This window comes from Microbacterium sp. ZW3a, assembly GCF_057167165.1.
The window spans coordinates 2693772-2716162 of sequence record NZ_CM169903.1 but is presented as its reverse complement, the minus strand read 5'-3'; the positions used below and the strand labels follow the sequence as shown (position 1 = coordinate 2716162).

Genomic DNA, 22391 nt, shown 5'->3' with positions numbered 1-22391 from the left:
CCGATGTCGTCCCTGATCCACGCCGCCGTGCTGCGAGAGCCCGGCGAACCCCCGCGGATCGAGCAGATCGAACTCGCCGACCCCGGTCCGGAGGAGATCCTCGTCGAGATCGAGGCGGCGGGCGTCTGCCACTCCGACCTCCACTACCTCCGGGGAGAGCTGCGGTGCCCGCTCCCCGTCGTGCCGGGGCACGAGGGCGCCGGCCGTGTGCGGGCGGTCGGCGAGCGCACGAGCGGCGCGATCCGTGTCGGTGACCGGGTGGCCCTGCTGTGGCGCCCGAACTGCGGGCGCTGCCGCCAGTGCATGGTCGGAGCCCCGATCATGTGCGAAATGGGCGCGGTCCAGGCTCAGTCCGGCGGCCTGCTCGACGGCACGACGCGCATGAGCGACACCGACGGTCCCGTGCACCACCTGCTCGGGGCGTCGAGCTTCGCCGAGCGGGTCGTCGTGCACGAGCGCAGCGTCGTGCCCGTGCCCGACGACATCCCCGCCGAGATCGCCGCGATCGCGGGGTGCGCCGTGATCACCGGTGTCGGGGTCGCGCGCAACGTCATCGGCCGGTGCCTGGGCGACCCGGTCGTCGTGATCGGGGCGGGCGGTGTGGGGCTCGCAGCGATCATGGGGGCGAAGCTCTCCGGCGCCTACCCGCTCATTGCCGTCGACGTCGACGAGAACAAGCTCGCGCTCGCCCGTCGCCTCGGGGCCACGCACACGGTGCTCGCGGGGGAGGGCGACCCGGTCGACGACGTGCTCGCGATCGCGCCGGGCGGGGTGGCCTGGGCCATCGAGGCCGTCGGCCGCCCGCAGACTCTCACCACCGCGGTCCGGATGCTCCGGCCGCTCGGCACCGCGGTCGCGGTCGGGCTCGGTGCCGTCGGGCAGACGTTCGACGTGCCGATCAACGAGCTGGTGCAGCGGCAGAAGAAGATCGTCGGGTCACTGTACGGCTCCTCGGTTCCGGCGCTCGATCTCCCCGCGATCTTCGAGCTCTACCGCGCGGGGCTTCTTCCTCTCGACGACCTCATCGGCACCCGCTACCCGCTCGACGGCGTGAACGAGGCGTTCGCCGCGCTCGCCGCCGGTGCGGTCGGGCGCGCGGTGATCCTGCCGGGAGGTGTTCCGGCATGACGTACGCGAGCTACCCGAGTCTCGCGGGACGCGTCGCCGTCGTGAGCGGCGGCGCGACCGGCCTCGGCGAGGAGATCGTCCGCCAGCTCGTCGCGCAGGGCGCCCGCGTCGGGTTCGTCGACATCGACGTTCCGGCGGCGGAGGCGCTCGCCGCCGAGCTCGGCGGGGCCGCACGGTTCCTCCCGTGCGACGTGCGCGACATCCCCGCGCTCGAGGACGCCATCGCGCGTTTCGCCGACGAACTGGGTCCCGTGCAGATCCTCGTCAACAACGCCGCGCACGATCTGCGCCACACGATCGACGAGCTCGACGTGGCGTACTGGGACGACCGGCAGGCCGTGAACCTCCGCCACCACTTCTTCGCCGCGCGGGCCGTCGCCCCGATGATGCGGGTGGCGGGCGGGGGGTCGATCATCAACATGGGGTCGATCAGCGCGCACATCGACCTGCAAGACCTGGTCGGCTACATCACCGCCAAGGCCGGCATCGAGGGACTCACGCGCACGCTCGCCCGCGAGCTCGGGCCCGATCGCATCCGCGTGAACTGCGTCATTCCCGGGTGGGTCATGACGGCGCGGCAGGTGCGTGACTGGGTGACGCCCGAGGCGGAAGAGCACATCCGGCGCAGCCAGAGCCTGGAAGACAAGGTGTACCCGGCCGACGTGGCGCGCATGGTGCTGTGGCTGGCCGCCGACGATTCCGAGATGTGCACGGCGCAGAAGTGGGTGGTCGACGGTGGGTGGCTCTGACCTGACTCGTCCGGCCGGGGTCCGCTGGATCGGCGACCCCGCGGTCGACCACGGCGAGGGCGCCTTCTGGGATGCCGCGACGCGCACGCTGCGCCACGTCGACATGCTCGCCGGCGACCTCATCACCGTCGCCGGCGAGGGGGCATCCGTCGATCGCACGCCCATCGCGGACGTCTTGAGCGTGATCCGGCGTCGTCGTGACGGCGGGTTCGTCGCCGCGGTCGAACGCGGTTTCGCGCTGCTCGACGACGACCTCGCCGTCGTGGGGAGGATCCCGGTGTTCGACGACCCCGCGGTGCGCATGAACGAGGGCGCGTGCGACGCGGCGGGGCGCTTCTTCTGCGGCTCGATGGCGTACGACATGCGACCGGGCGGTGGGCGGCTGTACCGCCTCGACCCCGACCTGAGCGTGCACGTCGCCCTCGAGGGGGTGTCGATCCCGAACGGACTGGTCTGGACGGATGCCGGGACCACGGCGCTCCACGCCGACACGCTGTCCCGCGAGATCCGGGCCTACGACTACGACGCCGATCGCGGCACGTTCGGCGCCTCGCGGGTGTTCGTGCGGATGGAGGACGACGCTCCGGGGTCTCCCGACGGGATGGCTCTCGACGCCGAGGGTGGCCTGTGGGTCGCGATGTGGGGTGGGGCCGCCGTTCACCGCTACGACTCCGACGGGCGACTCGATCAGGTGCTGCCGCTCCCCGTGACGAACCCGACGTCGTGCGCGTTCGGCGACGGCGATCATCCGGTCCTGTACGTCACGACCTCGCGTCAGGGGATCGCGGCGGGGGCGGAGCCTCACGCGGGTCGCGTCGCCGCGGTGCCCTCGTCCGTGCGCGGAGCCCCGGTCTTCGCGTTCGGCGGCTGACGGTGTCCAGTGTCGGTTCGGGGTACGGACGGTGACGCTACGCCCGCCGCACCTCGAGCGCGTCGATTCCCGGCATCCCGAACCACGACCGTCCGCCGGCGGCATCCACGATCGTCATCAGCACGGCGTCGCACGAGCGGCAGCGCGCGACGGCGCCCATGGCGCTCACGTACACCGCTACTCGGGCGACGGCACCCCCGTCTCCGCACGCCCGGCAGCGGACGAGGGAGTCGGTGGCATCCCACCCGAGGAGGTCGGCCAGGCGGCCGGCGAGCGCGTTTCCGTCGAGTGCGGTCATCACGAGCCTCCGAATCGCTCGGTGCGGATGTCGCCGGGTCGGTGCCCGGCATCCAGGAGCCAGCGCGCGACCGCCTCGACGAACGGAGTCGGTCCGCAGACGTACACGCGGGGGTTCTCGTCGGCCGGAACCACCGCGTCGCGGAGGCGATCCGCGGTGAGCCGCCCCGGCGGCACGGTCGCCCCCGGCGGAGCGCTGCGGGTGTAGACGGGGTCGTACCGGAGGGTTCCGGATGCCGCGAGGAGGGCGAGCTCGTCGGCGAAGAACACGTCCTGGGGCGTGCGCACCGAGTACAGCAGGCGGAACTCGCTCGTGTCGCCGCTGTCGGCGTGCGCCCGCGCCATCGCGAACAGGGGCACGACGCCCGAACCGCCGGCGATCAGCTGTACCGGGCGGGGGTCGGGGTCGGGTGTCGGCGTCCAGATGAAGAACGCCCCCAGCGGCCCGTGCACCTCGACCTGGTCGCCCTCCCGCAGGTCGTGCACGAGGAAGGGCGACACTTCGCCCTCGGGCACCTCGTCCACGGCGAGCGTGAGGCGGGTGCCCTCACCCGCGGAGGCCAGCGAGTACGAACGGGTCGCCTGGTAGCCGTCGGGCGCGGTCAGACGCACGTCGACGTGGGCGCCGGCGTCGTTGCCGGGCCACGTCGGGGCGTCGAGCTCGATCCGCCGCGCCGTCGCCGTCTCGGCGCGGGAGGCGATCACGGTCGCGATGTGCCAGCTCGCGGGCCGCCGCGTCACCAGTACCGCTCCTCCTGCCACGGGTCGCCGTGCAGGTGGTAGCCGTTCTGCTCCCAGAAGCCGGGATCGTCGTCGGGCATGGTCACCAGGCCCCGCAGCCACTTGGCGCTCTTCCAGAAGTACAGGTGCGGAACGAGCAGGCGCGCGGGCCCGCCGTGCTCGGGCGTGAGCGGCTCACCGTCGGCCTCGAAGGCGATCCAGCTCTTGCCGTCGAGCAGATCCTCGAGGGGAACGTTCGTGGTGTACCCGCCGTACGAGTGCGCCATGACGAAGTCGTGCGCGGTCTCGACCTCCTCGAAGACGCGGTCCAGCGACACCCCGCGCCACGGCATGTCGAGCTTCGTCCAGTGCGTGACGCAGTGGATGTCGACGGTGATGTCTTCCATTCCGAGCGCCTGCAGCTGCGCGGCATTCCAGCGGTGGTCGCCGTTCTCGGTGCGGACGACGAACTCCCAGGCGTCCGCCTCGATCTCGGGCGTCGGGCCGGCCGACAGAACGGGCCAATCGCCGACCAGGGTCTGCCCCGGGGGGAGGCGCGGATCGCGCTCGGCCCGGCGTCCGGAGAAGCCTCGGGTGATGAACGACATGGATGCCTCTTTCCTCCCGGAACCCGACGAGTTTCACCCTAGCTACGTCGGGGGAGCGGCGACAGAGACGAATGTCGAGGCTCGCGGGCCCGGCGTGCTCAGTTCGTCGAGGTCCCCTCGGTCGGGCGTGCGTCCGCGGCCGCCGCGAGCACGGTGTCGACGAGGGACGCGGTCTCCTCCCCGCCCACGGCGATGGGCAGGAGCAGATCGCCCGCGGTGGTGAGCAGCACCCCCGCCGGCCGGTCGCCCGGGATTCCGAGGGCGAGAGCGAACTGGCCCGACGCGTCAGCGTGCAGTCCGCCGGCGTCGTCGAGCGCCGAACCGTCGCCGACGGCCACGATCAGGCGCACGTCGACGAGCGACTCGAGGAGCGCGCGATCCCACGTCATCCGGTCGATGAGGTTCTCGCACGAGCTGCACCCCCGGCGAACGAACAGCAGCAGCTGCGCACGGCCGCGCAGGGCGCGCTGGCGCGGGACGACGACGGCGCCGTCAGGGGACATCAGGGCGGCGTCGGGCGCGGTGCCGTCCGCGGCGGGGCGCGATCCCGTGGGGCGCAGCGACGCCCCGATGAGCGCGATCGCGAGGCCGACCAGCACGACCCCCGCGCTCGCGACCGGCTGCGCGATCACAAACGTGAGGAGGGGGCGTGCGGTCGGTGCCTCGAACACCCCCGCGACGACGACCCCGCTTACGGCGACCAGCGCCGCGTTCCGCGCGGTCATCCACGGCCCGACCCGGGTGGATGCCACCCGCCCGAAGCACCCGCACTCGTCGGTCGAGTGCCGCGCCTGCGCCCGCAGCCCGACGGCCAGGAAGAGGAGCGAGAGCGCGAGCGCGGAGAGCGCCGCGGTGACGACGACGGGTCCTGCCCCGAACAGCAGGCCGACCGTCGTGAGGATCTCGGTCACCGCGACCGCGACGACGACGGCACGCGGTGGGAGATGCTCGATGCGCAGGGCGCGGAGAGTGACCGGGGCCGAACCCAGGTCGAGGAGTTTGCCCGCGCCGCTGACGGCGAAGGTGGCGGCGGGGAGCAGAACGAGCCCGGGCATCCCCCCAGGATCCCCCCGCGCGTCCACTCCCTTCCGGGCTCGCGGGGCGGGTTAAGTCGGTCAGGAGCCCGTGGGTGCCTGGTGGTGGCAGCAGGCCGGAACGCCGAGGGTCCGCAGCGCGGCGAAGCCGGCGGCATCCACCTGACCCGAGGCGGTCGCGAACGCGTCGAGGTCGATGCGCTGACCTCCCAGCCACGTTCCTTGGATGCCGATCGCGCCGATGCGGGCGGGGTCGACCTCGGCAGGGTCGGCGTCGAGGGCGACGAGGTCGGCGAGCTTGCCCGGAACCAGCGACCCCACGTCCGAGTCGGTGCCGAGGGCATACGCGCCGTTGATCGTCTGGGCGGCGATCGCCTGGTCGAGGGTCGTCGCCTGCGCCTCCCCGCGCACCGTGCCGCTGGAGGTCCGTCGCGTGACCGCGGTCTGGATGTTCAGCAGCGGCGTGGGCGGGCTGACGCTGCCGTCGTTGTGGAACGACGGTTTCAGTCCGGCCTCGAACGCGTCGCGGAAACGCTGCCATTCGGCGCCGATCGCCGACTCGAACATCTGCCCGTCGAGCAGATCGCCCCAGTAGTAGAACTGGAACGGCCCCATCGAGGGGACGACGCCGAGGTCGGCCATGCGTCGGAACTGATCGCGGCGCGCGCCGCCGATGTGCTCGACGCGCCACCGGTGGTCGGTGCCGGTGAGGCCGTGCTTCTCCAGTGCCCGGCTGAAGGCGTCCATGACGATGTCCAGACCGATGTCGCCGTTGACGTGGAAGGCCATCTGCCACCCCTCCGGCGCGTGCGCGTCGAGCAGCGCGTCGAGCTGGGTGCGGGAGTAGTTCATCGGCTTGTCGCCGGTGACCCCGGCCGGGATGCCGGCGGCCCGGGTCGCGGCGGTGTCGAGGTACGGCTCCGACATCGCGACGTTCCCCACCCACGGCGATCCGTCGGCCCAGAGCTTGATGCCCTGCTTGTGCAGCATCGTGGCCGGGACGTCCGAGACGAAGGGCTCGCCACAGTCGGCCTCGGTGGACATGTGGTACAGCGTGATGCGCAGGGGAGCGCTCGGCAGGGTGGCGAGCGTCTCGTACGCGCCCTTGAGGGGCGTCTTGTACGTGAGCTCCGACGTCGAGGTGATCCCCGCGCTCGCCATGAGCATGTAGTACTCGACGGCGCCCTGCAGCGGCGTGGCGCTCGCGGCAATGGCGCTGAGCACGGGGGCCGCGAGCGCCATCGCCGCCGGCACCTCGGTGGCGCGTCCGTTGAGGGCGCCGTCGGGCGTGCGACCGAAGAACCCTCCCACCGGGTCGGCGGGGGGCTGGTCGAGCCAGCCGAGCGCGCGGATCACCGCCGTGGTCACGTACGAGGTGTGGCCCGAGTTGCCGAAGACGAGCACGAGGCGGTCGCCGAAGATCTCGTCGAGCACCTCCGCGGTCGGTTCCTCGTGCTGCTGCAGCAGACCGTCGAACCCGAAGAACGACAGGGGCGTGCCGGGCTCGGTCTCGGCGATCGCTTTCCGGAAGACCTCGACCACGTCGTCCCAGGTCGGAGCGAACCAGGGGGCGATCCAGTACGACGGGTACATCGTCGCCATGCCGCTGAGGACCGGATGCGAGTGCGAGTCGATGAACCCGGGCAGAAGACACGCGGCTCCGGTGTTCTCGACGGTGGCCCCCGGGAGCGCCGCACGGCAGTCGTCGAGCGACCCCACCGCCACGATGCGGTCGTCGCGAATCGCGATGGCCGATGCCCGGGGCTGCGTGGGATCCATGGTGATGATCGTCTCGGCGGTGAGAATTTGCTCCATGGCCCGATTCTGCTGCCCCGCGCCGGGGCGGCGATAGTCCCGAGTCCCGGTCGTGTCGTGCGGGTGTGTGAAGATGGCGGTCTGCCTACCCAGCCAGAGGAGCACGCATGTCGGTCGGTCTGCTCGCCGTCGTCGATGACATCCTGAGCGCCGCCCTCAAGGCGAGCGCGAAGACGGCGGGTGTCGTGATCGACGACGCCGCCGTGACGCCCCAGTACGTGCAGGGCATCACGCCCGCCCGCGAACTGCCCGTGGTCTGGAAGATCGCGCTCGGCAGCATCATCAACAAGTACGTCATCATCATCCCGATCGCGCTGCTGCTGACCGCGTTCGCTCCGGCGGTGCTGCCGTACCTGCTCCTTGTTGGCGGAGGGTTCCTCTGCTTCGAGGGCGCCGAGAAGGTGCTCGAGTGGTTCGGGGTCGCGCACGGTCACGAAGACGACGGGCCGCGTGACGAGAAGAAGCTCGTCCTCGGCGCGGTGCGTACCGACCTCATCCTCAGCACCGAGATCATGCTCATCGCGCTGGCGAGTCTCGACCCCGACTTCGGCATCTGGATGACGCTCGGTGCGCTCCTCGTGATCGGCGCGGCGATGACGATCGTCGTCTACGGCGCCGTCGCGCTCCTGGTGAAGATCGACGACATCGGGCTGCGGTTCATGAAGAGTCCCGCGCGCAGCGTGCGGCGTTTCGGCGTGCGGGTCGTGGCATCCATGCCCGCGGTCTTCCGGGTCATCAGCGTGATCGGAACGGTCGCAATGCTCTGGGTCGGCGGGCACCTCGTGCTGCAGAACCTGGCCGAGACCCTCTGGGCCGGCCCGTACGACCTGGTGCACGTCGTGACCCACGCCATCGAGGCTGCGGGGCCCGTCGTCGTGTGGATCGTGGAGACGGCGATGTCGGCGGTGTTCGGGTTGATCCTGGGCCTGGTCATCGTGGCCGTGATCACCGGCATCCGACGGGTGCTTCCGGGCAAGACGACGGAGGATGCCGCGCACTGACGGCAGCGCTGAGGCTCAGTCGAGCCGCGAGTGCTCGCCGAGTCGGTGCCACGTGCGGTTGTGGTACACCAGGGCGGCGCCGGCTTCCCCGGGCTCGAGGTCGCGCTCGACGTCGACCTGCAGGGCCTGAGCGGCGATGACGGTTGAGCCGCCGGCATCCATCCGGCTGACGATGGCGCACCGGAGCCACGCGCGCACACCGTGGTACACCGGCTCGCCCGTGGGCAGGCGCGACCAGGCCGACGTGTCGGCGAAACGGTCGAGGCCGCTGGTGGCGCCGGCGCGGGCGAGGCCGATGTCTTCGGCGTCGAGCAGGTGCACCACGATCGTGGACGCGGCCACGATCGTCGGGGTCGCCGACGACATGCTCGACACCGAGAAGATCAGCAGCGGCGGGTCGGCCGAGACCGACGACACCGACGAGGCGGTCAGGGCCACGGGGCCGTGCTCGCCGTACGCGGTGATGACCGCGATTCCCCCGGGGTGGCCGCGGAACGCGCGCTTGAAGTCGTCGGCCGAGACCGACGTGCCGATGGCGGGAGTGCTTGCGGGTCGCTCCTGCGGGAGAGAAGTCATACCTCGACGGTAACTCGCGCCGGCCGACCCGGCGCCGGAATCCGCAACGCGGCGACACACGCCGGGGGTTCGCCGGCCCGGCCCCGATCTGTGTGAACTCGGCGTTTGTGAGGCCTCACATTCGGTGGACGCCGCAAATTGGTGACCTTTTTGCCGCAGATAGTGCTTGACAGCAGAGGAACTGTGAGCGCTAACATTCAGGAGTCAGCCCGCCCGAGGGGCTGCATCACATGATCCGGCGACGCAGCCGGCGAAACGAGGAGGTTTCAACATGAAGGCGAAGAAGACTGCCGCCGGAATCGCGCTCCTGAGCGCGATCGCGCTCACCGCGGCCGGCTGTGCCGGCGGTGGCTCGGCGGCCGGTGGGGGCGAAGACGACGTGATCACCGTCGGGTTCGCGCAGACCGGATCCGAGAGCGGATGGCGCAGCGCCAACACCGAGTCGATGAAGGAGGCCTTCTCCGAGGAGAACGGCTTCAACCTCATCTTCAACGCGGCCGACAACAAGCCCGAGGCGCAGATCGCGGCCGTCCGCAGCTTCATCAACCAGGGCGTCGACGCGATCGTGCTCGCTCCCATCGTCACCGACGGCTGGGACGACGTGCTCCAGGAAGCGAAGGATGCCAACATCCCCGTGATCCTCGAGGACCGCACGGTCTCGGCCCCCGAAGACCTGTACGCCAGCTGGATCGGCCTGGACTTCGAGAAGGAGGGCGAGACCGCGGGTGCCTGGGTCGCCGAGAACTTCGGCTCGCAGCCTACGAACCTCGTCATCCTCGAGGGCACGACCGGCTCGTCGGCCGCGACCGACCGCGCCACCGGTTTCGCGAAGGCCATCGAGGGCACCGACATCACGGTCCTCGACTCCCAGACGGGTAACTTCACCCGCGCGGAGGGCAAGACCGTCATGGAGGGCTTCCTCCAGAAGTACGGCTCGCAGATCAACCTGCTCTTCGCCCACAACGACGACATGGGTCTCGGCGCGCTCGACGCGATCAAGGCCGCGGGCCTCACGCCCGGCACCGACATCAAGATCGTCACGATCGATGCGGTCAAGGACGGCATGACGGCGCTGGCCGAGGGTGAGTTCAACTACATCGTCGAGTGCAACCCGCTGCTGGGTGAGAAGACCGCTGAGGTGGTCAAGAAGGTCGTCGCCGGCGAGACCGTCGACAAGCAGTACATCGTCGAGGACCAGGCGTTCGACCAGGAGCAGGCCAAGGAAGCCCTGCCCGACCGCGCGTACTGACCCCGCCGCGGACGCCCGAGCGTCCGTTCCCCGGGTGTGCGGGGCCGTTCCGGCCCCGCACACCCTCCGCTCACCCTCCCCGAGAAAGCGATCGAGCATGACATCCGAACGTGCTGCCGTCGTCGCGATGCGCGGCATCAGCATCTCCTTCCCCGGAGTGAAGGCGCTCGACGGCGTGGACTTCACTCTCTACCCCGGCGAGGTCCACTCCCTCATGGGAGAGAACGGCGCCGGAAAGTCGACCCTCATCAAGGCGCTGACCGGCGTCTACGGCATCGACTCCGGCACCATCCGGGTCAAGGGCGAGGAGCGCCTGTTCCGTTCCACCGCCGACGCCCAGGCGGCGGGCATCGCCACTGTGTACCAAGAGGTCAACCTGTGCCAGAACCTCTCCGTCGGAGAGAACGTCATGCTCGGCAACGAGGTGCGGCGTGCTGGCCTGGTCGACTGGCGCGCGACCCACGCCGCCGCGGCGACGGCCCTGGCCGAACTGGGCCTGCACATCGACACCCGGTCGATCCTCGCCAGCCACTCCATCGCGGTGCAGCAGCTGGTGGCCATCAGCCGCGCGATGGTGGTCGACACGAGCGTCCTCGTGCTCGACGAGCCCACCTCCAGCCTCGACCGCGGCGAGGTCGAACAGCTCTTCGGTGTCATCCGAGACCTCCGCGACCGCGGAGTGGCCATTCTCTTCGTCTCGCACTTCCTCGATCAGATCTACGAGATCTCCGATCGCCTGACGGTGCTGCGCAATGGCACGCTGGTCGGGGAGTACCCCGTCGCAGAACTCGGTCGCGAGCAGCTGGTCGCCCAGATGATCGGCCGCGAACTGGGCGAGTTGGATGCCATCTCCGCCAGCGCGGAGCGCCCGATCGACCGGTCGGGCACCCCCGTGCTGCGCGCGGTCTCGCTCGCCCGGAAGAACGCTCTGGAACCCGTCGACCTCGAGGTCTACCCCGGCGAAGTCGTCGGTCTCGCGGGACTCCTGGGCTCCGGTCGAACCGAACTCGCCCGCCTCATCGCCGGCGCCGATCGCGCCGACCAGGGGCAGGTGGAGGTCGACGGGAAGCCGTCGCGCCTGGGATCGCCCCGGCACGCGCTCGACCGCGGCATCGCCTTCTCGTCCGAGGACCGTCGCGCCGAGGGCATCGTCGGAGACCTCACCGTCGCCGAGAACATCATCCTCGGCGTGCAGGCCCGTCGCGGTGCGCTGCGCAAGGTCGGCTCCGCCGAGATCCAGGCCATCGTCGAGGAGTACATCACCGCGCTCGGGGTGCGCCCCGCCAACCCGAACGCCCTCATCCGCAACCTCTCGGGCGGCAACCAGCAGAAAGTGCTCCTCGCGCGCTGGCTGGCGACCGCCCCCGAACTGCTCATCCTCGACGAGCCCACCCGCGGCATCGACGTCGGAGCCAAAGCAGACATCCAGCGCAAGGTCGCCGAGCTCGCCGAGCAGGGACTGTCGGTCGTGTTCATCTCGTCGGAGCTCGAGGAGGTGCTGCGCATCGCCCAGCGTGTCGCCGTGCTGCGCGACCGTCGTAAGATCGGCGAGCTGGCCACCCGGGACGTCGACCTCGACGGCCTCGTGACCTACATCGCCGAGGGGCAGCCCGAGACAACGTCGTCCGATCGGGAGAAGATCGCATGAAGAAGTTCCTGTCACACCGCCTCGTGTGGCCGATCGCCGCGCTCGTGGCGCTCATCGCCATCAACACGATCTCGCGGCCGTCGTTCCTCAGCATCACGGTGCAGAACGGCCAGCTCTACGGCTCGCTGATCGACATCCTGCGCAACAGCGCGCCGCTGATGCTCGTCGCCCTCGGCATGACGCTCGTCATCGCCACGCGCGGCATCGACCTGTCGGTCGGCGCGATCATGGCCGTCTCCGGGGCCGTCGCGCTCACGATCATCGAGGCCTCGCCCGACCCGGGCAACCTCGGTGTCGTGATGGTCGCGATCGCCGGGGCCGTCGGGAGCGCGTTGCTCCTCGGCGTCTGGAACGGCTTCCTCGTGTCGGTGCTCGGCATCCAACCCATCATCGCCACGCTCGTGCTCATGCTCGCCGGCCGCGGCGTCGCCCTGCTGATCACGAAGGGGTTCATCACCACGATCAACAGCGACCCGTACCAGTTCATGGCGCAGGGATACGTGCTGGGTCTGCCGTTCGCGTTCTACGTCTCGATCGTGGCGGTCATCGTCGTCGGCGTGCTCGAACGCCGCACGGCGCTCGGCATGCTCACCGAGGCGGTGGGCATCAACCCCGAAGCCAGCCGGCTCGCGGGCGTCCGCTCGCGCGGCATCATCTGGGGCGCCTACATCGCCAGCGGAACCCTCGCGGGTATGGCCGGCATCCTCTACAGCTCGAACATCATGGCCGCCGACGCGAATGCCGCCGGCCTCTACATCGAGCTGGATGCCATCCTCGCGGTGGTCCTGGGCGGCACGTCGCTCGCCGGGGGCAAGTTCAGCCTCGCGGGCACCGTCGTGGGCGTGTTCACGATCCAGACCCTGAAGAGCACGATCACGTTCCTGGGTGTCCCGCCCGCCGTCAGTCCCGTCTTCATGGCCGCGGCCGTGCTGATCGTGGTGCTGCTGCAGTCGCGCCGGTTCCGCGCGTTCTTCCAGACCGCGGGCCGTTCGGCGCTGCGTCCCCTCACCCGACGTCCTGACGCAAAGGTGCTGTCCTGATGGTCACTCTCACCGCCGAACGCGGCCCCGTCGCCGCGACCACCTACCGCCGCTTCCTCAGCCGCCACGTCTCGTGGATCCCGGTGTTCGCCGCGGTCGCCATCCTCGTGATCATGATCGCGGGCTCGATGGCCTACTTCCCGAACTTCCAGCTCCCGCGGATCCTGTCGGCGATCCTGCTCGACAACGCCTATCTGCTCGTCCTCGCGGTCGGGATGACGTTCGTCATCCTCACCGGGGGCATCGACCTCTCCGTCGGAGCGGTCATGGCCTTCACCGGCATCCTCTGCGCGAAGATGCTCTCCGACGGGGTGCCCGTCGCGGTCGCGGTCCCGACGATGATCCTCATCGGCGCCGCGATCGGGCTCCTCATCGGGGTGCTCGTGCAGTTCTTCGACGTGCAACCGTTCATCGCCTCGCTGATCGGGATGTTCCTGGCGCGCGGTCTGGCGTTCGTGGTGAGCCTGGAGTCGATCAAGGTCGAAAACGATGGTCTGCTGTGGCTGCAGTCCACCCGGTTCTCCTTCGCCGGCTGGTACATCACTCCGACCGGCATTATCGCCCTGCTGACGGTCGCGCTCGCCGCGTTCGTGCTGCGGTACACGCGCTTCGGCCGCACCGTCTATGCGGTGGGCGGCAACGAGCAGTCCGCGCGGCTCATGGGCCTTCCCGTCGTCCGGGCGAAGCTCTCGGTCTACGTCGTCAGCGGCGTGTGCGCGGGGCTCGCCGGCATCGTGCTGACGGCGTACTCCGGGGCGGGGTATCCGCTCAACGGTGTGGGCACCGAGCTCGACACGATCGCGGCGGTCGTCATCGGGGGCACTCTCCTCACCGGCGGCAGCGGGTTCGTGCTCGGGTCGATGATCGGGGTGTTCGTCTACGGTCTGATCCGCACGATCATCTCCTTCTCGGGGGCCGAGCAGTCCTGGACCCGGATCACGGTGGGCGCGCTGCTGCTGTTGTTCGTCGTCGTGCAGCGCATCATCGTGTCGCGGTCCGCGCTCAGTCGGTGACGCGCCCGTCGCCGATGCGTGCGTTGCCGAGAGGCCCGGTGCATGATTGACCCCATGTCCGCCGTCGCCCCGCCCCTCCTCGAGGTGCGCGGGGCGACGGTGCGGTTCGGCGTCGAATCCGCCCTCGCCGACGTCGACTTCCGCTTGCGCCCCGGCGAGGTGCACTCGCTGATGGGCGAGAACGGCGCTGGCAAGTCGACGCTCATCAAGGCGATAACCGGTGCTCTCCGGCTCGATGCGGGTGAGATCGTGCTCGAGGGGCGCGAGATGCGTTTCGGCTCACCCGCCGACGCGCAGGCCGTCGGGATCTCCACGGTCTACCAAGAGATCGACCTCCTGCCGAACCTCACGGTGGCCGAGAACATCTCACTCGGCCGCGAACCGCGTCGATTCGGGGTCATCGATCACCGTGCCATGCGGGAGCGGGCCGCCGAGGCCCTCTCGGCGCTCGGCGTCGACGTCGACCCGTCGTCGGTGCTCTCGTCGCACCCCCTCGCCGTGCAGCAGCTCGTCGCCATCGCGCGCGCCGTATCGATCGATGTCAAGGTGCTCGTGCTCGACGAGCCGACCTCGAGCCTGGATGCCGACGAGGTCGCCGAGCTGTTCCGGGTCATCCGCGACTTGAAGTCGCAGGGCATCGCGATCCTCTTCGTTTCGCACTTCCTCGATCAGGTGTACGAGATCTGCGACCGTGTCACCGTACTGCGCGGAGGACGCCTCGTGGGGGAGTACGGCACGCGCGAGCTCCTGCGCATCGATCTGGTCGAGAAGATGCTGGGTGCCGCGGCCGAGGCTCTCGCCCCCCTCGGTCTGCGCGCGCCCACCCCCGCGGAGGGGCCGTCGGTCATCAGCGCCCGAGGTCTGGCATCCGGACCCCGTCTGCGCGAGGCCGACGTCGACGTCGGCGAGGGCGAGGTCATCGGCGTCGCGGGTCTCCTCGGATCGGGGCGTAGCGAGCTGGCGCGCGCGCTCACCGGGGTCGACCACCCCGACGGCGGCGAACTGCGCATCGATGGCGAGCCCGTGCGCCTGGGGTCGCCGCGCGAGGCGATCCGTCAGCGCGTGGCGTACTCGTCCGAGAACCGGCGCACCGAGGGGATCATCGGCGACCTCAGCGTGCTCGACAACATCACTCTCGCCCTGCAGGCCCAGCGCGGGATCTTCCATCGCCTGAGCACGGTGCGCCGGCGCGAGCTCGCGGCCAGCTGGGTGGAGGCGCTGCACATTCGTCCGACCGACATCGATCGCCCCGTCTCGACCCTCTCGGGCGGCAACCAGCAGAAGGTCCTGCTGGCGCGGCTGCTGGCGCTGTCGCCGCGCGTCATCGTGCTCGACGAGCCGACCCGCGGGATCGATGTGGGCGCCAAAGCCGAGATCCAACGATTGGTGGGGGAGCTCTCCGACAACGGGCTGTCGATCGTCTACATCTCGGCCGAACTCGACGAGGTGCTGCGCGTCGCGCACCTCGTGGCGGTGATGCGCGACGGCGTGCTCGCTCAGATCCTTCCGGCTGCCGAACTGACCTCCGACGCCCTCCTCGCCCTCGTGGCCAAGCCCGCCGCGGCGGACGAGGACGCCGCCGATGGCTGACGACAAGTCCTCCCGCACCGCGAACATCTTCGACGTCGCCCGCCTCGCCGGGGTGTCGCACCAGACGGTGTCGCGCGTGCTCAACAACATGCCGAACGTGCGCCCCTCTACGCGCGCGCGCGTGGAGCAGGCGATCGCGCAACTGCGCTACAGCCCGTCGCCGGCGGCTCGCGCCCTCGTCACCCGGCGCACGCGCACCATCGGCCTCGTCACGCCGGGAACCGTTGACTACGGCCCGTCGTCGATCGCGACGAACTTCAACTTCGCCGCCCGAGCGGCGCGGTACAACGTCGACGCGATCAGCTCGCCGCAGAACGATGTCGCCGCGGTCCGCGCGGCGATCGACGGCCTGTTGAAGCAGCGGGTGGATGCCATCGTGCTCATCGTCATCGATACCGAGGTGCTCGCGGCGGTGCAGGCGCTCGAGATCGACGTGCCGATCGTCGCGGCGGCCACGACCAGCCGCCCGCACCCTCGTCTGGTCGCGATCGATCAGTATCGCGGGGCGCGAGCTGCCGTGCGGCATCTGATCGAGGCCGGGTATGGGACCGTCCGGCACCTCGCTGGCCCCGCGCGCAACCCCGATGCGGTCGAGCGTATGCGGGGCTGGCGCGAGGAGGTCGCCTCCGTGCGCGCGCAGTCGACGCCCCCCGTCTACGGGGACTGGACCGCGGCCAGCGGCTACCGCCTCGCCGCCGAAGCCGACATCTCGCCCGGAGAGGGCATCTTCGTCGCGAACGATCACATGGCCATCGGCGTGCTGTCGGCCCTGCGCGAGCGCGGGCTGCGCGTCCCGGAAGACGTCGGCGTCGTCGGGTTCGACGACGTGCCCGAGGCGGCGTACCTTCACCCCTCGCTGACGACCGTGCGGCAGGACTTCGCCGCGCTCGGCGAGATCCTCATGCAGAAGGTGCTGCTGATGGTGGAGGAGCCCGACACCGTCAGCGAAAGCACACCCTTGCCGACGCGCCTCGTCGTGCGCGACTCGGCGCCGCTGCGCCGCTGACGACCCGCCGTCCGCGCGCCATCGCCGCTGCCCATCGCGTCACATGCTGGCGCAATTCGTCCTGTGAGCGCTAACATCGCGTCAGCCGTCGTGGAAGACGGCGTCATGCAATGTCGCATTCACGAGAGGACCCGCACCCCCGTGCCCACGCTAAATCGGACGGTTCGCCCACGCCGTCACCGCTCCTGGACGCTCGCCGTCCCCGTGGTCGCCGCGCTCGTCGCGGCGCCGCTCACCGTTCCTTTGGTCGCCGCGGCCGACGTTCCGTCCGCGGGACTCGTCGTGGCCTACCCGCTCGACGAAACGTCGGGCACCGTCGCGCGCGACGTCTCCGGCAACGGCCACGACGCGGCGTACGTCGGTAGTCCGACGCTGGCGGGCGCCGAAGGCGTTCGCCTCGACGGCGCCGACGACTATGTGAGCGTTCCCAACGACATTTTGGCGGGGCTCTCCTCGATCACTGTCAGCACCGATGTGATCGTTCGTTCGGAGCAGTCGGGCAACTACTTCATCTGGGGCCTGGGCAACACCACGGACTGGTTCGGAAACGGCTACCTCTTCGCCACCGGCACCCCTGCGCGCGCCGGCATTGCCAGCGGCAACTGGACGACCGAGCAGGAGACCCGCGGCTCGGCGAACATCGAGCGCGACGTGTGGAAGACCCTCACGTACACGCTCGACGCCGGAAGCACGACGGCGCGCCTGTACCTGGACGGCGTTCAGGTCGCCGAGAACACGACCACCACGACGACCCCCGGGTCGCTGGGCAACGGCACCACGACGGCCAACTACCTCGGCCGGTCGAGCTACACCCCCGACAAGCGCCTGGCCGGGAGCCTGCGTGACTTCCGCCTCTACGATCGTGCGCTTTCCGCCGACGAGGTGAAGAGCCTGGTCAAGACCCCCGAGGATCGCGAGGCTGCGCAGGCGGCGCTCGACGCCATCTCGGTCACCAACATCGACGATGTGCGCGGCAACCTCACCCTCCCCGCCTCGTCGCAGGGGCTGGACGTCACGTGGTCGTCCGCGAACACCAACGTCATCGCCGCAGACGGCGTGGTCACGCGGCCCGACAGCGACACGACCGTCGCGCTGACGGCATCCGTCACCAAGGGCGCCGTCACGTTGAGCCGGTCGTTCTCGGCTGCCGTGCGCAAGGCCGCGAACATCGGACCCTTCGAGGGCTACACGTTCGCGTACTTCACAGGCAACTCCGTCGCGGGCGAGAACATCTACTTCGCCGCGAGCAACGGCAACAACGCCCTGTCGTGGACCGAGCTGAACAACGGCCAGGCCGCCCTCACCTCGACCTTCGGCGAGAAGGGTCTGCGCGACCCGTTCCTCATTCGTTCCCCCGAGGGCGACACGTTCTACCTCATCGCCACCGACCTCTCCATCGGTCGCAACGGCGACTGGGACCGCGCGCAGCGCCAGGGGTCGAAGTACCTCGAGGTGTGGGAGTCACACGACCTCGTCACCTGGAGCGAGCAGCGCCACGTGAAGGTCTCGCCCGACACGGCCGGCAACACCTGGGCGCCCGAGGCGTACTGGGACGAGACGCTCGGCGAGTACGTGGTGTTCTGGGCGTCCAAGCTCTACGCCGAGAACGACACGAACCACACCGGAAACACCTACAACCGGATGCTGTACGCCACCACGCGTGACTTCGTGACCTTCAGCGACACGAAGATCTGGCAGGACGGGATGTCGCGGATCGACTCGACCGTGATCAAGGCCGACGGCGTCTACCAGCGCTTCACGAAGGACGAGGGTGCCGGCACGACCGGCTGCAGCGACATCATTCAGGAGAGCTCACCGGTGCTGACCGCCACGCTCGACAAGTGGGAGCCCGTCACCTCGTGCATCGGCAAGAAGGCCGGTACGGGTGCGGTCGAGGGGCCGAGCATTTTCAAGGCCAACCCGGGCGACGTCAACGGTGACAAGTACTACCTCTTCGTCGACGAGTACGGCGGGCGCGGGTACATCCCCCTCGCTACGACCGACATCGCGAACCCGGACTGGAAGGTGCCGGCGAGCTACCGCCTGCCCGCCAGCCCGCGGCACGGCACGGTCATCCCCGTGACGGCGGACGAGCTGTCGGCGCTGCGTGCCAACCTGCCCCAGCCGGTCTCGGCCAACGAAGACGGTGAGATCCTGCGCTACGACTTCAGCGACGCGTCGGGAGCGGTCCTGCACGATCGTTCGGGCGCCGGACGTGACGCGCAGATCCAGGGCGGTGCGACGTTCTCGGACGGTGCGCTGACCTTCGACGGGACGAACGACTACGTCGACCTTCCCGACGACGTGCTCGCAGGCGTCAACGACTTCACCGTCGAGACCGAGCTGCTCCTCGACCCCGCTCAGCGCACGCCGTACTTCCTCTACGGCTTCGGCAACACCGGCGGCGACGGGGCCGGAAACGGCTACCTGTTCTCGACCGGTGACGGTCAGTACCGCGGCGCGCTCACGACCGGCAACTGGAGCGGCGAGCAGAACACCGGCTCGGGTTCGGCGCTTCCCCGCAACACGTGGGTGCACCTGACCTACACGCTGAGCGGGAGCACGGCGCGCCTGTTCCTCGACGGCGTTCAGGTCGCCGAGAACCGCAACGTCACGGTGCGTCCCGGCGACATCGGTGGCGGTCGCACGGCGGCGAACTACATCGGCAAGTCCGTGTACAACGCCGACAACCTGTTCCGCGGCAAGGTGCGCGAGTTCGCCCTGTTCAACCGGGCGCTCTCGCCGACGGAGATCGTCGAGCAGTCGGGCAACCCGACCATCCTCGGGGCCGTCAGCCTCCAGGATGCCAGCGCGCTCAAGGTCGCCCCGATGGTCGACGGTGCCACGCGTTCGGTGGTGTTCCCGGTGAAGCCCGGCACCGACCTGACGAAGCTGCGTCCGACGTTCGCCACGGCGACGGGCACGACGGCGACCCCGGCCTCGGGAACCGTGCGGAACCTCACCTCGCCGGTGACGGTGACGCTGAAGACCGAGGGACAGGCCGACACGGTCTGGACGCTCTCGGCGGTCGAGATGAAGAGCCCGGTCCTGCCGGGGCTGTACGCCGACCCGAACATCGCGGTGTTCGGAGACACGTACTACATCTACGCCACGACCGACGGCGTCCCGGGCTGGGGCGGCAACGCGTTCTACGTCTGGAGCTCGAAGAACCTCGTCGACTGGACGCGCTCGGACGAGCCCATTCTGACGCTGGACGGCGCGAACGGGAACGTCCCGTGGGCCACCGGCAACGCCTGGGCGCCGACGATCATCGAGAAGGGCGGGAAGTACTACTTCTACTTCAGCGGCCACGAGCCCAACGCCAACCGCAAGATGATCGGCGTCGCCGTGGCCGACAGCCCCGAGGGGCCGTTCACCGCCGAGGCGCAGCCGATGATCACCAACGCCGAAAGCGTGAACAGCGGTCAGGCGATCGACCCGGCGGCGTTCACCGACCCGAAGACCGGCACGTCGTACCTCTTCTGGGGCAACGGTCGACCCGTCTACGGTGAGCTCTCCGACGACATGAAGAGCATCAAGGCGGGGACGATCAGGTCCATCAGCGGTCTGACCGACTTCCGCGAGGGGCTGTTCGTCAACTACCGGGAGGGGATGTACCACCTGACGTACGCGATCGACGACACCGGGTCGGAGAACTACCGCGTCGGATACGCCACGTCGACGAGCATCAACGGACCGTGGACGTACCGCGGCATCCTGCTGCAGAAGGACGCGTCGCAGGGCATCCTCGGCACGGGCCACAGCTCGATCATCACCGTGCCCGGAACCGACGAGTGGTACATCGCGTACCACCGGTTCGCGATCCCCGGCGGGAACGGCACCAACCGTGAGACGACGATCGATCGACTCGAGGTCGGGCCGGACGGGTACTTTACGACCGTGAAGCCGACGCTCTCCAGCGTCGAGCCTCGCGAGGTGCCGGACACCCCGGACCCGACGCCCACTCCGACGCCGACCGCGACGCCGACCGCGACGCCGACGCCGACGCCGACGCCGACGGCCACGCCGACGCCGACCGCGACGCCGACGGCTACGCCGACGCCGACGCCGACTGCGACGCCGACTGCGACGCCGACCGCGACGCCGACGCCGACCGCTACGCCGACCGCGACGCCGACGACGGCGCCCGGTGTCACTCCGGCCGTGTCGGTCTCGACCACCACGGTCGAGCGTGGGGGCGTGGTGCGGGTCACCGTCGCCGGCCTCGACGCCGGTGAGCAGGTCACGGCGGAGCTGCGCAGCGACCCGATCCGTATTGCGGGCATCCCCGTCGCGGACGCGAGCGGCCGCGTCGTGTTCGACGTGCGCATCCCGGGCGACCTGGCCGCCGGAAGCCACTCCATCGTGGTCTACGGAGCTGACGGGGCGGTGATCCAGAGCGTGCCGATCACCGTCGTGGCATCCGGCCAGCTGGCCACCACCGGTGCGCAGGCGCCGCTGGGTGCTGCCTTGCTCGCGGTGTTCCTGCTGGTGGCAGGAGCCGTGGTCTGGACGGTCCGCCGTCCGCGCCGCGCATAACGGCATCCCGCTCCCACGGCGGTGCGGCGGCTCTCTTCGGAGAGTCGCCGCACCGCCGCTCTGTGCCAGCGAACCCGCGATAAACGCGATTCCCGGCGAGAAACGCGTTGTCGTCGCGTTTACCGCCGGGAATCGCGTTTATCGCGGAGGGGGCGGGGAGGGCGGAGCGCGCTCAGCTCTCCAGAACCGCCCAGCCGTGCGGCGGGAGGGCGATGCGGCCATCCTGCAGCGCGCCGTCGCCGGCGACGACGGAGGCCGCGTCGGCGGCCGGGAGCGTCACGGGGGCGTCGTCGAGGCTCAGCGCCACGACGACCGCGTCGGCGTCCACGGCGGTGCGCAGCACCAGCGTCGTGTTGGTCACCTCGACCACGTCGGTGCGGGCGCGCCAGAGCCAGGGATGCCGTCGGCGCAGGGCGATGAGCGCGCGATGCGCGTTGAGGATGCGGTCATCGACGCCCGTCACCTCGTCGGGGGTCGCCGGGAAAGCCGGGCGCACCGCGTCGTCGCCGCCCTCGCGCTCCTCCTTCACCGCGGTCCAGCCGAACTCGTCGCCGGCGTACACCGAGGGGGTGCCGGCGACGGTGAACAGGACCGCGAGGGCGTGCGGCACGAGCTCGCGGCCGACGGCCGAAGCGATGCGGGTGACGTCGTGATTGCCGACGAAAGTCTGCGGCACGAAGGTGGCCAGAAGCTCGCCGTGCCGCTCGATCGCGTGGCTCAGCTCGAAGAAGTTGCTGTCGGCGATGCCGTGCCAGATCCCCTGCCAGAGCTCGTACTGTGTGAGCGCGTCCATCGTCGAGGCGTCGACGATCGCCGGTCCGTCACCGTGGATGACCTCGCCCACGAACCACGCCTCGGGGAACCGCTCGCGCACACGCGGGAGCACGCGGGCCCAGAACTCCGGCGGCACCGCGTACGCGGCATCCAATCTCCAGCCGTCGATCCCGCGCGCGAGCCAGTGGCACATGACGTCGGTGACGAGGTCGACAGTGGCATCGGAGGAGTGGTCGAGCGCGACGAGCGCGCCGTGCCCCTCGAACACGTCGGCCTCGAACCGCCCGTCGACCCAGCGGCCGCGGAAGAGGTCCGCCGCGCCGCCGTCGCCGTCGAGAAGCGCACGGAACGCGGGGTGGGTGCGACCCACATGGTTGAAGACCCCGTCGAACAGCACCCGGATGCCACGCGCTTTCGCCGCGGCCAGGAGGCGATCGAGGTCGGCGTCGTCCCCGAGCCGCGGGTCGACGCGGTAGTGGTCGACGGTGTCGTAGCCGTGGGTCTCGGACGCGAAGACGGGGCCGAGCAGCAGACCGTTCAGGCCGAGCTCGATGACGTGGTCGAGCCACGGCTCGAGGCGCTCGAGGCGGTGCACGGGTTCCGCGCCGGGATCGACGCCGTCGCGGATCGGGGCACCGACGAACCCGAGCGGGTACAGGTGCCACCAGAAGACGTGTTCGGGCCAGCGGGGCATGGGCCGAGGCTATCCCGCGGCGTACGGGTGGGGCGACGG

General features: G+C 70.1%; 18 protein-coding genes. 11 read left to right on the top strand and 7 right to left on the bottom strand.

Annotated features, from left to right (window positions below; translation table 11 throughout):
- Positions 1-3: 3 nt before the first annotated feature.
- The 3 genes from ACU6WY_RS12745 to ACU6WY_RS12735 are packed head-to-tail and all read left to right on the top strand — an operon-like array spanning position 4 to position 2748.
- Positions 4-1128 carry a zinc-binding dehydrogenase gene (locus ACU6WY_RS12745; RefSeq protein ID WP_483820011.1) on the top strand — a complete coding sequence of 375 codons (1125 nt, stop codon included), beginning with the start codon at positions 4-6 and terminating at the stop codon, positions 1126-1128.
- Positions 1125-1877 (top strand): SDR family NAD(P)-dependent oxidoreductase, encoded by a 753-nt coding sequence (locus ACU6WY_RS12740; RefSeq protein WP_483820010.1) that lies wholly within the window; start codon positions 1125-1127, stop codon positions 1875-1877. The genes ACU6WY_RS12745 and ACU6WY_RS12740 overlap by 4 nt, the downstream gene beginning before the upstream one ends.
- Positions 1864-2748 (top strand): SMP-30/gluconolactonase/LRE family protein, encoded by an 885-nt coding sequence (locus ACU6WY_RS12735; RefSeq protein ID WP_483820009.1) that lies wholly within the window; start codon positions 1864-1866, stop codon positions 2746-2748. Before ACU6WY_RS12740 ends, ACU6WY_RS12735 begins: the two co-directional genes overlap by 14 nt.
- Before the next feature lie 37 nt (positions 2749-2785).
- On the opposite strand, the gene ACU6WY_RS12730 is transcribed toward ACU6WY_RS12735, so the two are convergent.
- The 5 genes from ACU6WY_RS12730 to ACU6WY_RS12710 all read right to left on the bottom strand — a co-directional run bounded on the left by ACU6WY_RS12730 (position 2786) and on the right by ACU6WY_RS12710 (position 7222).
- Positions 2786-3046 (bottom strand): DUF6510 family protein, encoded by a 261-nt coding sequence (locus ACU6WY_RS12730; RefSeq protein ID WP_483820008.1) that lies wholly within the window; start codon positions 3044-3046, stop codon positions 2786-2788.
- Complete coding sequence (locus tag ACU6WY_RS12725; protein WP_483820007.1) at positions 3046-3786, bottom strand: FAD-binding oxidoreductase; 741 nt, start codon at positions 3784-3786, stop codon at positions 3046-3048. The genes ACU6WY_RS12730 and ACU6WY_RS12725 overlap by 1 nt, the downstream gene beginning before the upstream one ends.
- On the bottom strand, positions 3783-4373 hold the full coding sequence (locus ACU6WY_RS12720) for a molybdopterin-dependent oxidoreductase (protein WP_483820006.1): 591 nt from the start codon (positions 4371-4373) through the stop codon (positions 3783-3785). Before ACU6WY_RS12720 ends, ACU6WY_RS12725 begins: the two co-directional genes overlap by 4 nt.
- Positions 4374-4471: 98 nt before the next feature.
- Complete coding sequence (locus tag ACU6WY_RS12715) at positions 4472-5428, bottom strand: MauE/DoxX family redox-associated membrane protein (RefSeq protein WP_483820005.1); 957 nt, start codon at positions 5426-5428, stop codon at positions 4472-4474.
- A 60-nt stretch (positions 5429-5488) separates the two neighbouring features.
- Entirely contained in the window at positions 5489-7222 is a 1734-nt protein-coding gene (locus ACU6WY_RS12710; RefSeq protein WP_483820004.1) for an amidohydrolase, read from the bottom strand.
- Between the two features lie 107 nt (positions 7223-7329).
- Here ACU6WY_RS12710 and ACU6WY_RS12705 point away from each other — a divergent pair, with 107 nt between their 5' ends.
- On the top strand, positions 7330-8223 hold the full coding sequence (locus ACU6WY_RS12705) for a DUF808 domain-containing protein (protein ID WP_483820003.1): 894 nt from the start codon (positions 7330-7332) through the stop codon (positions 8221-8223).
- A 15-nt stretch (positions 8224-8238) separates the two neighbouring features.
- Here ACU6WY_RS12705 and ACU6WY_RS12700 read toward each other — a convergent pair whose 3' ends face one another.
- Entirely contained in the window at positions 8239-8799 is a 561-nt protein-coding gene (locus tag ACU6WY_RS12700) for a flavin reductase family protein (protein WP_483820002.1), read from the bottom strand.
- A gap of 271 nt (positions 8800-9070) precedes the next feature.
- Between ACU6WY_RS12700 and ACU6WY_RS12695 the strand changes: the two genes are divergently transcribed.
- The 7 genes from ACU6WY_RS12695 (at position 9071) to ACU6WY_RS12665 (ending at position 20884) form a co-directional block, all read left to right on the top strand.
- On the top strand, positions 9071-10048 hold the full coding sequence (locus ACU6WY_RS12695; protein ID WP_483820001.1) for an ABC transporter substrate-binding protein: 978 nt from the start codon (positions 9071-9073) through the stop codon (positions 10046-10048).
- A gap of 97 nt (positions 10049-10145) precedes the next feature.
- Positions 10146-11696 (top strand): sugar ABC transporter ATP-binding protein, encoded by a 1551-nt coding sequence (locus tag ACU6WY_RS12690; RefSeq protein ID WP_483820000.1) that lies wholly within the window; start codon positions 10146-10148, stop codon positions 11694-11696.
- The gene (locus tag ACU6WY_RS12685) at positions 11693-12736 is read left to right on the top strand and encodes an ABC transporter permease (RefSeq protein WP_483819999.1); all 1044 of its coding nucleotides are present in this window, start codon (positions 11693-11695) and stop codon (positions 12734-12736) included. Before ACU6WY_RS12690 ends, ACU6WY_RS12685 begins: the two co-directional genes overlap by 4 nt.
- The gene (locus tag ACU6WY_RS12680; RefSeq protein ID WP_483819998.1) at positions 12736-13749 is read left to right on the top strand and encodes an ABC transporter permease subunit; all 1014 of its coding nucleotides are present in this window, start codon (positions 12736-12738) and stop codon (positions 13747-13749) included. The genes ACU6WY_RS12685 and ACU6WY_RS12680 overlap by 1 nt, the downstream gene beginning before the upstream one ends.
- Before the next feature lie 42 nt (positions 13750-13791).
- Entirely contained in the window at positions 13792-15339 is a 1548-nt protein-coding gene (locus ACU6WY_RS12675; protein WP_483819997.1) for a sugar ABC transporter ATP-binding protein, read from the top strand.
- Entirely contained in the window at positions 15332-16345 is a 1014-nt protein-coding gene (locus tag ACU6WY_RS12670; RefSeq protein WP_483819996.1) for a LacI family DNA-binding transcriptional regulator, read from the top strand. The genes ACU6WY_RS12675 and ACU6WY_RS12670 overlap by 8 nt, the downstream gene beginning before the upstream one ends.
- 204 nt (positions 16346-16549) lie before the next feature.
- Positions 16550-20884 (top strand): family 43 glycosylhydrolase, encoded by a 4335-nt coding sequence (locus tag ACU6WY_RS12665; protein ID WP_483819995.1) that lies wholly within the window; start codon positions 16550-16552, stop codon positions 20882-20884.
- A 172-nt stretch (positions 20885-21056) separates the two neighbouring features.
- Here ACU6WY_RS12665 and ACU6WY_RS12660 read toward each other — a convergent pair whose 3' ends face one another.
- Positions 21057-22352 carry an alpha-amylase family protein gene (locus ACU6WY_RS12660; RefSeq protein WP_483819994.1) on the bottom strand — a complete coding sequence of 432 codons (1296 nt, stop codon included), beginning with the start codon at positions 22350-22352 and terminating at the stop codon, positions 21057-21059.
- Positions 22353-22391 lie beyond the last annotated feature (39 nt).

Coding starts and splice junctions, on each gene's coding strand:
- ACU6WY_RS12720 (WP_483820006.1), bottom strand. CDS start 4,373: ATGTCGTTCATCACCCGAGGCTTCTCCGGACGCCGGGCCGAGCGCGAT.
- ACU6WY_RS12715 (WP_483820005.1), bottom strand. CDS start 5,428: ATGCCCGGGCTCGTTCTGCTCCCCGCCGCCACCTTCGCCGTCAGCGGC.
- ACU6WY_RS12745 (WP_483820011.1), top strand. CDS start 4: ATGTCGTCCCTGATCCACGCCGCCGTGCTGCGAGAGCCCGGCGAACCC.
- ACU6WY_RS12700 (WP_483820002.1), bottom strand. CDS start 8,799: ATGACTTCTCTCCCGCAGGAGCGACCCGCAAGCACTCCCGCCATCGGC.
- ACU6WY_RS12695 (WP_483820001.1), top strand. CDS start 9,071: ATGAAGGCGAAGAAGACTGCCGCCGGAATCGCGCTCCTGAGCGCGATC.
- ACU6WY_RS12705 (WP_483820003.1), top strand. CDS start 7,330: ATGTCGGTCGGTCTGCTCGCCGTCGTCGATGACATCCTGAGCGCCGCC.
- ACU6WY_RS12680 (WP_483819998.1), top strand. CDS start 12,736: ATGGTCACTCTCACCGCCGAACGCGGCCCCGTCGCCGCGACCACCTAC.
- ACU6WY_RS12710 (WP_483820004.1), bottom strand. CDS start 7,222: ATGGAGCAAATTCTCACCGCCGAGACGATCATCACCATGGATCCCACG.
- ACU6WY_RS12670 (WP_483819996.1), top strand. CDS start 15,332: ATGGCTGACGACAAGTCCTCCCGCACCGCGAACATCTTCGACGTCGCC.
- ACU6WY_RS12675 (WP_483819997.1), top strand. CDS start 13,792: ATGATTGACCCCATGTCCGCCGTCGCCCCGCCCCTCCTCGAGGTGCGC.
- ACU6WY_RS12740 (WP_483820010.1), top strand. CDS start 1,125: ATGACGTACGCGAGCTACCCGAGTCTCGCGGGACGCGTCGCCGTCGTG.
- ACU6WY_RS12690 (WP_483820000.1), top strand. CDS start 10,146: ATGACATCCGAACGTGCTGCCGTCGTCGCGATGCGCGGCATCAGCATC.
- ACU6WY_RS12685 (WP_483819999.1), top strand. CDS start 11,693: ATGAAGAAGTTCCTGTCACACCGCCTCGTGTGGCCGATCGCCGCGCTC.
- ACU6WY_RS12660 (WP_483819994.1), bottom strand. CDS start 22,352: ATGCCCCGCTGGCCCGAACACGTCTTCTGGTGGCACCTGTACCCGCTC.
- ACU6WY_RS12730 (WP_483820008.1), bottom strand. CDS start 3,046: ATGACCGCACTCGACGGAAACGCGCTCGCCGGCCGCCTGGCCGACCTC.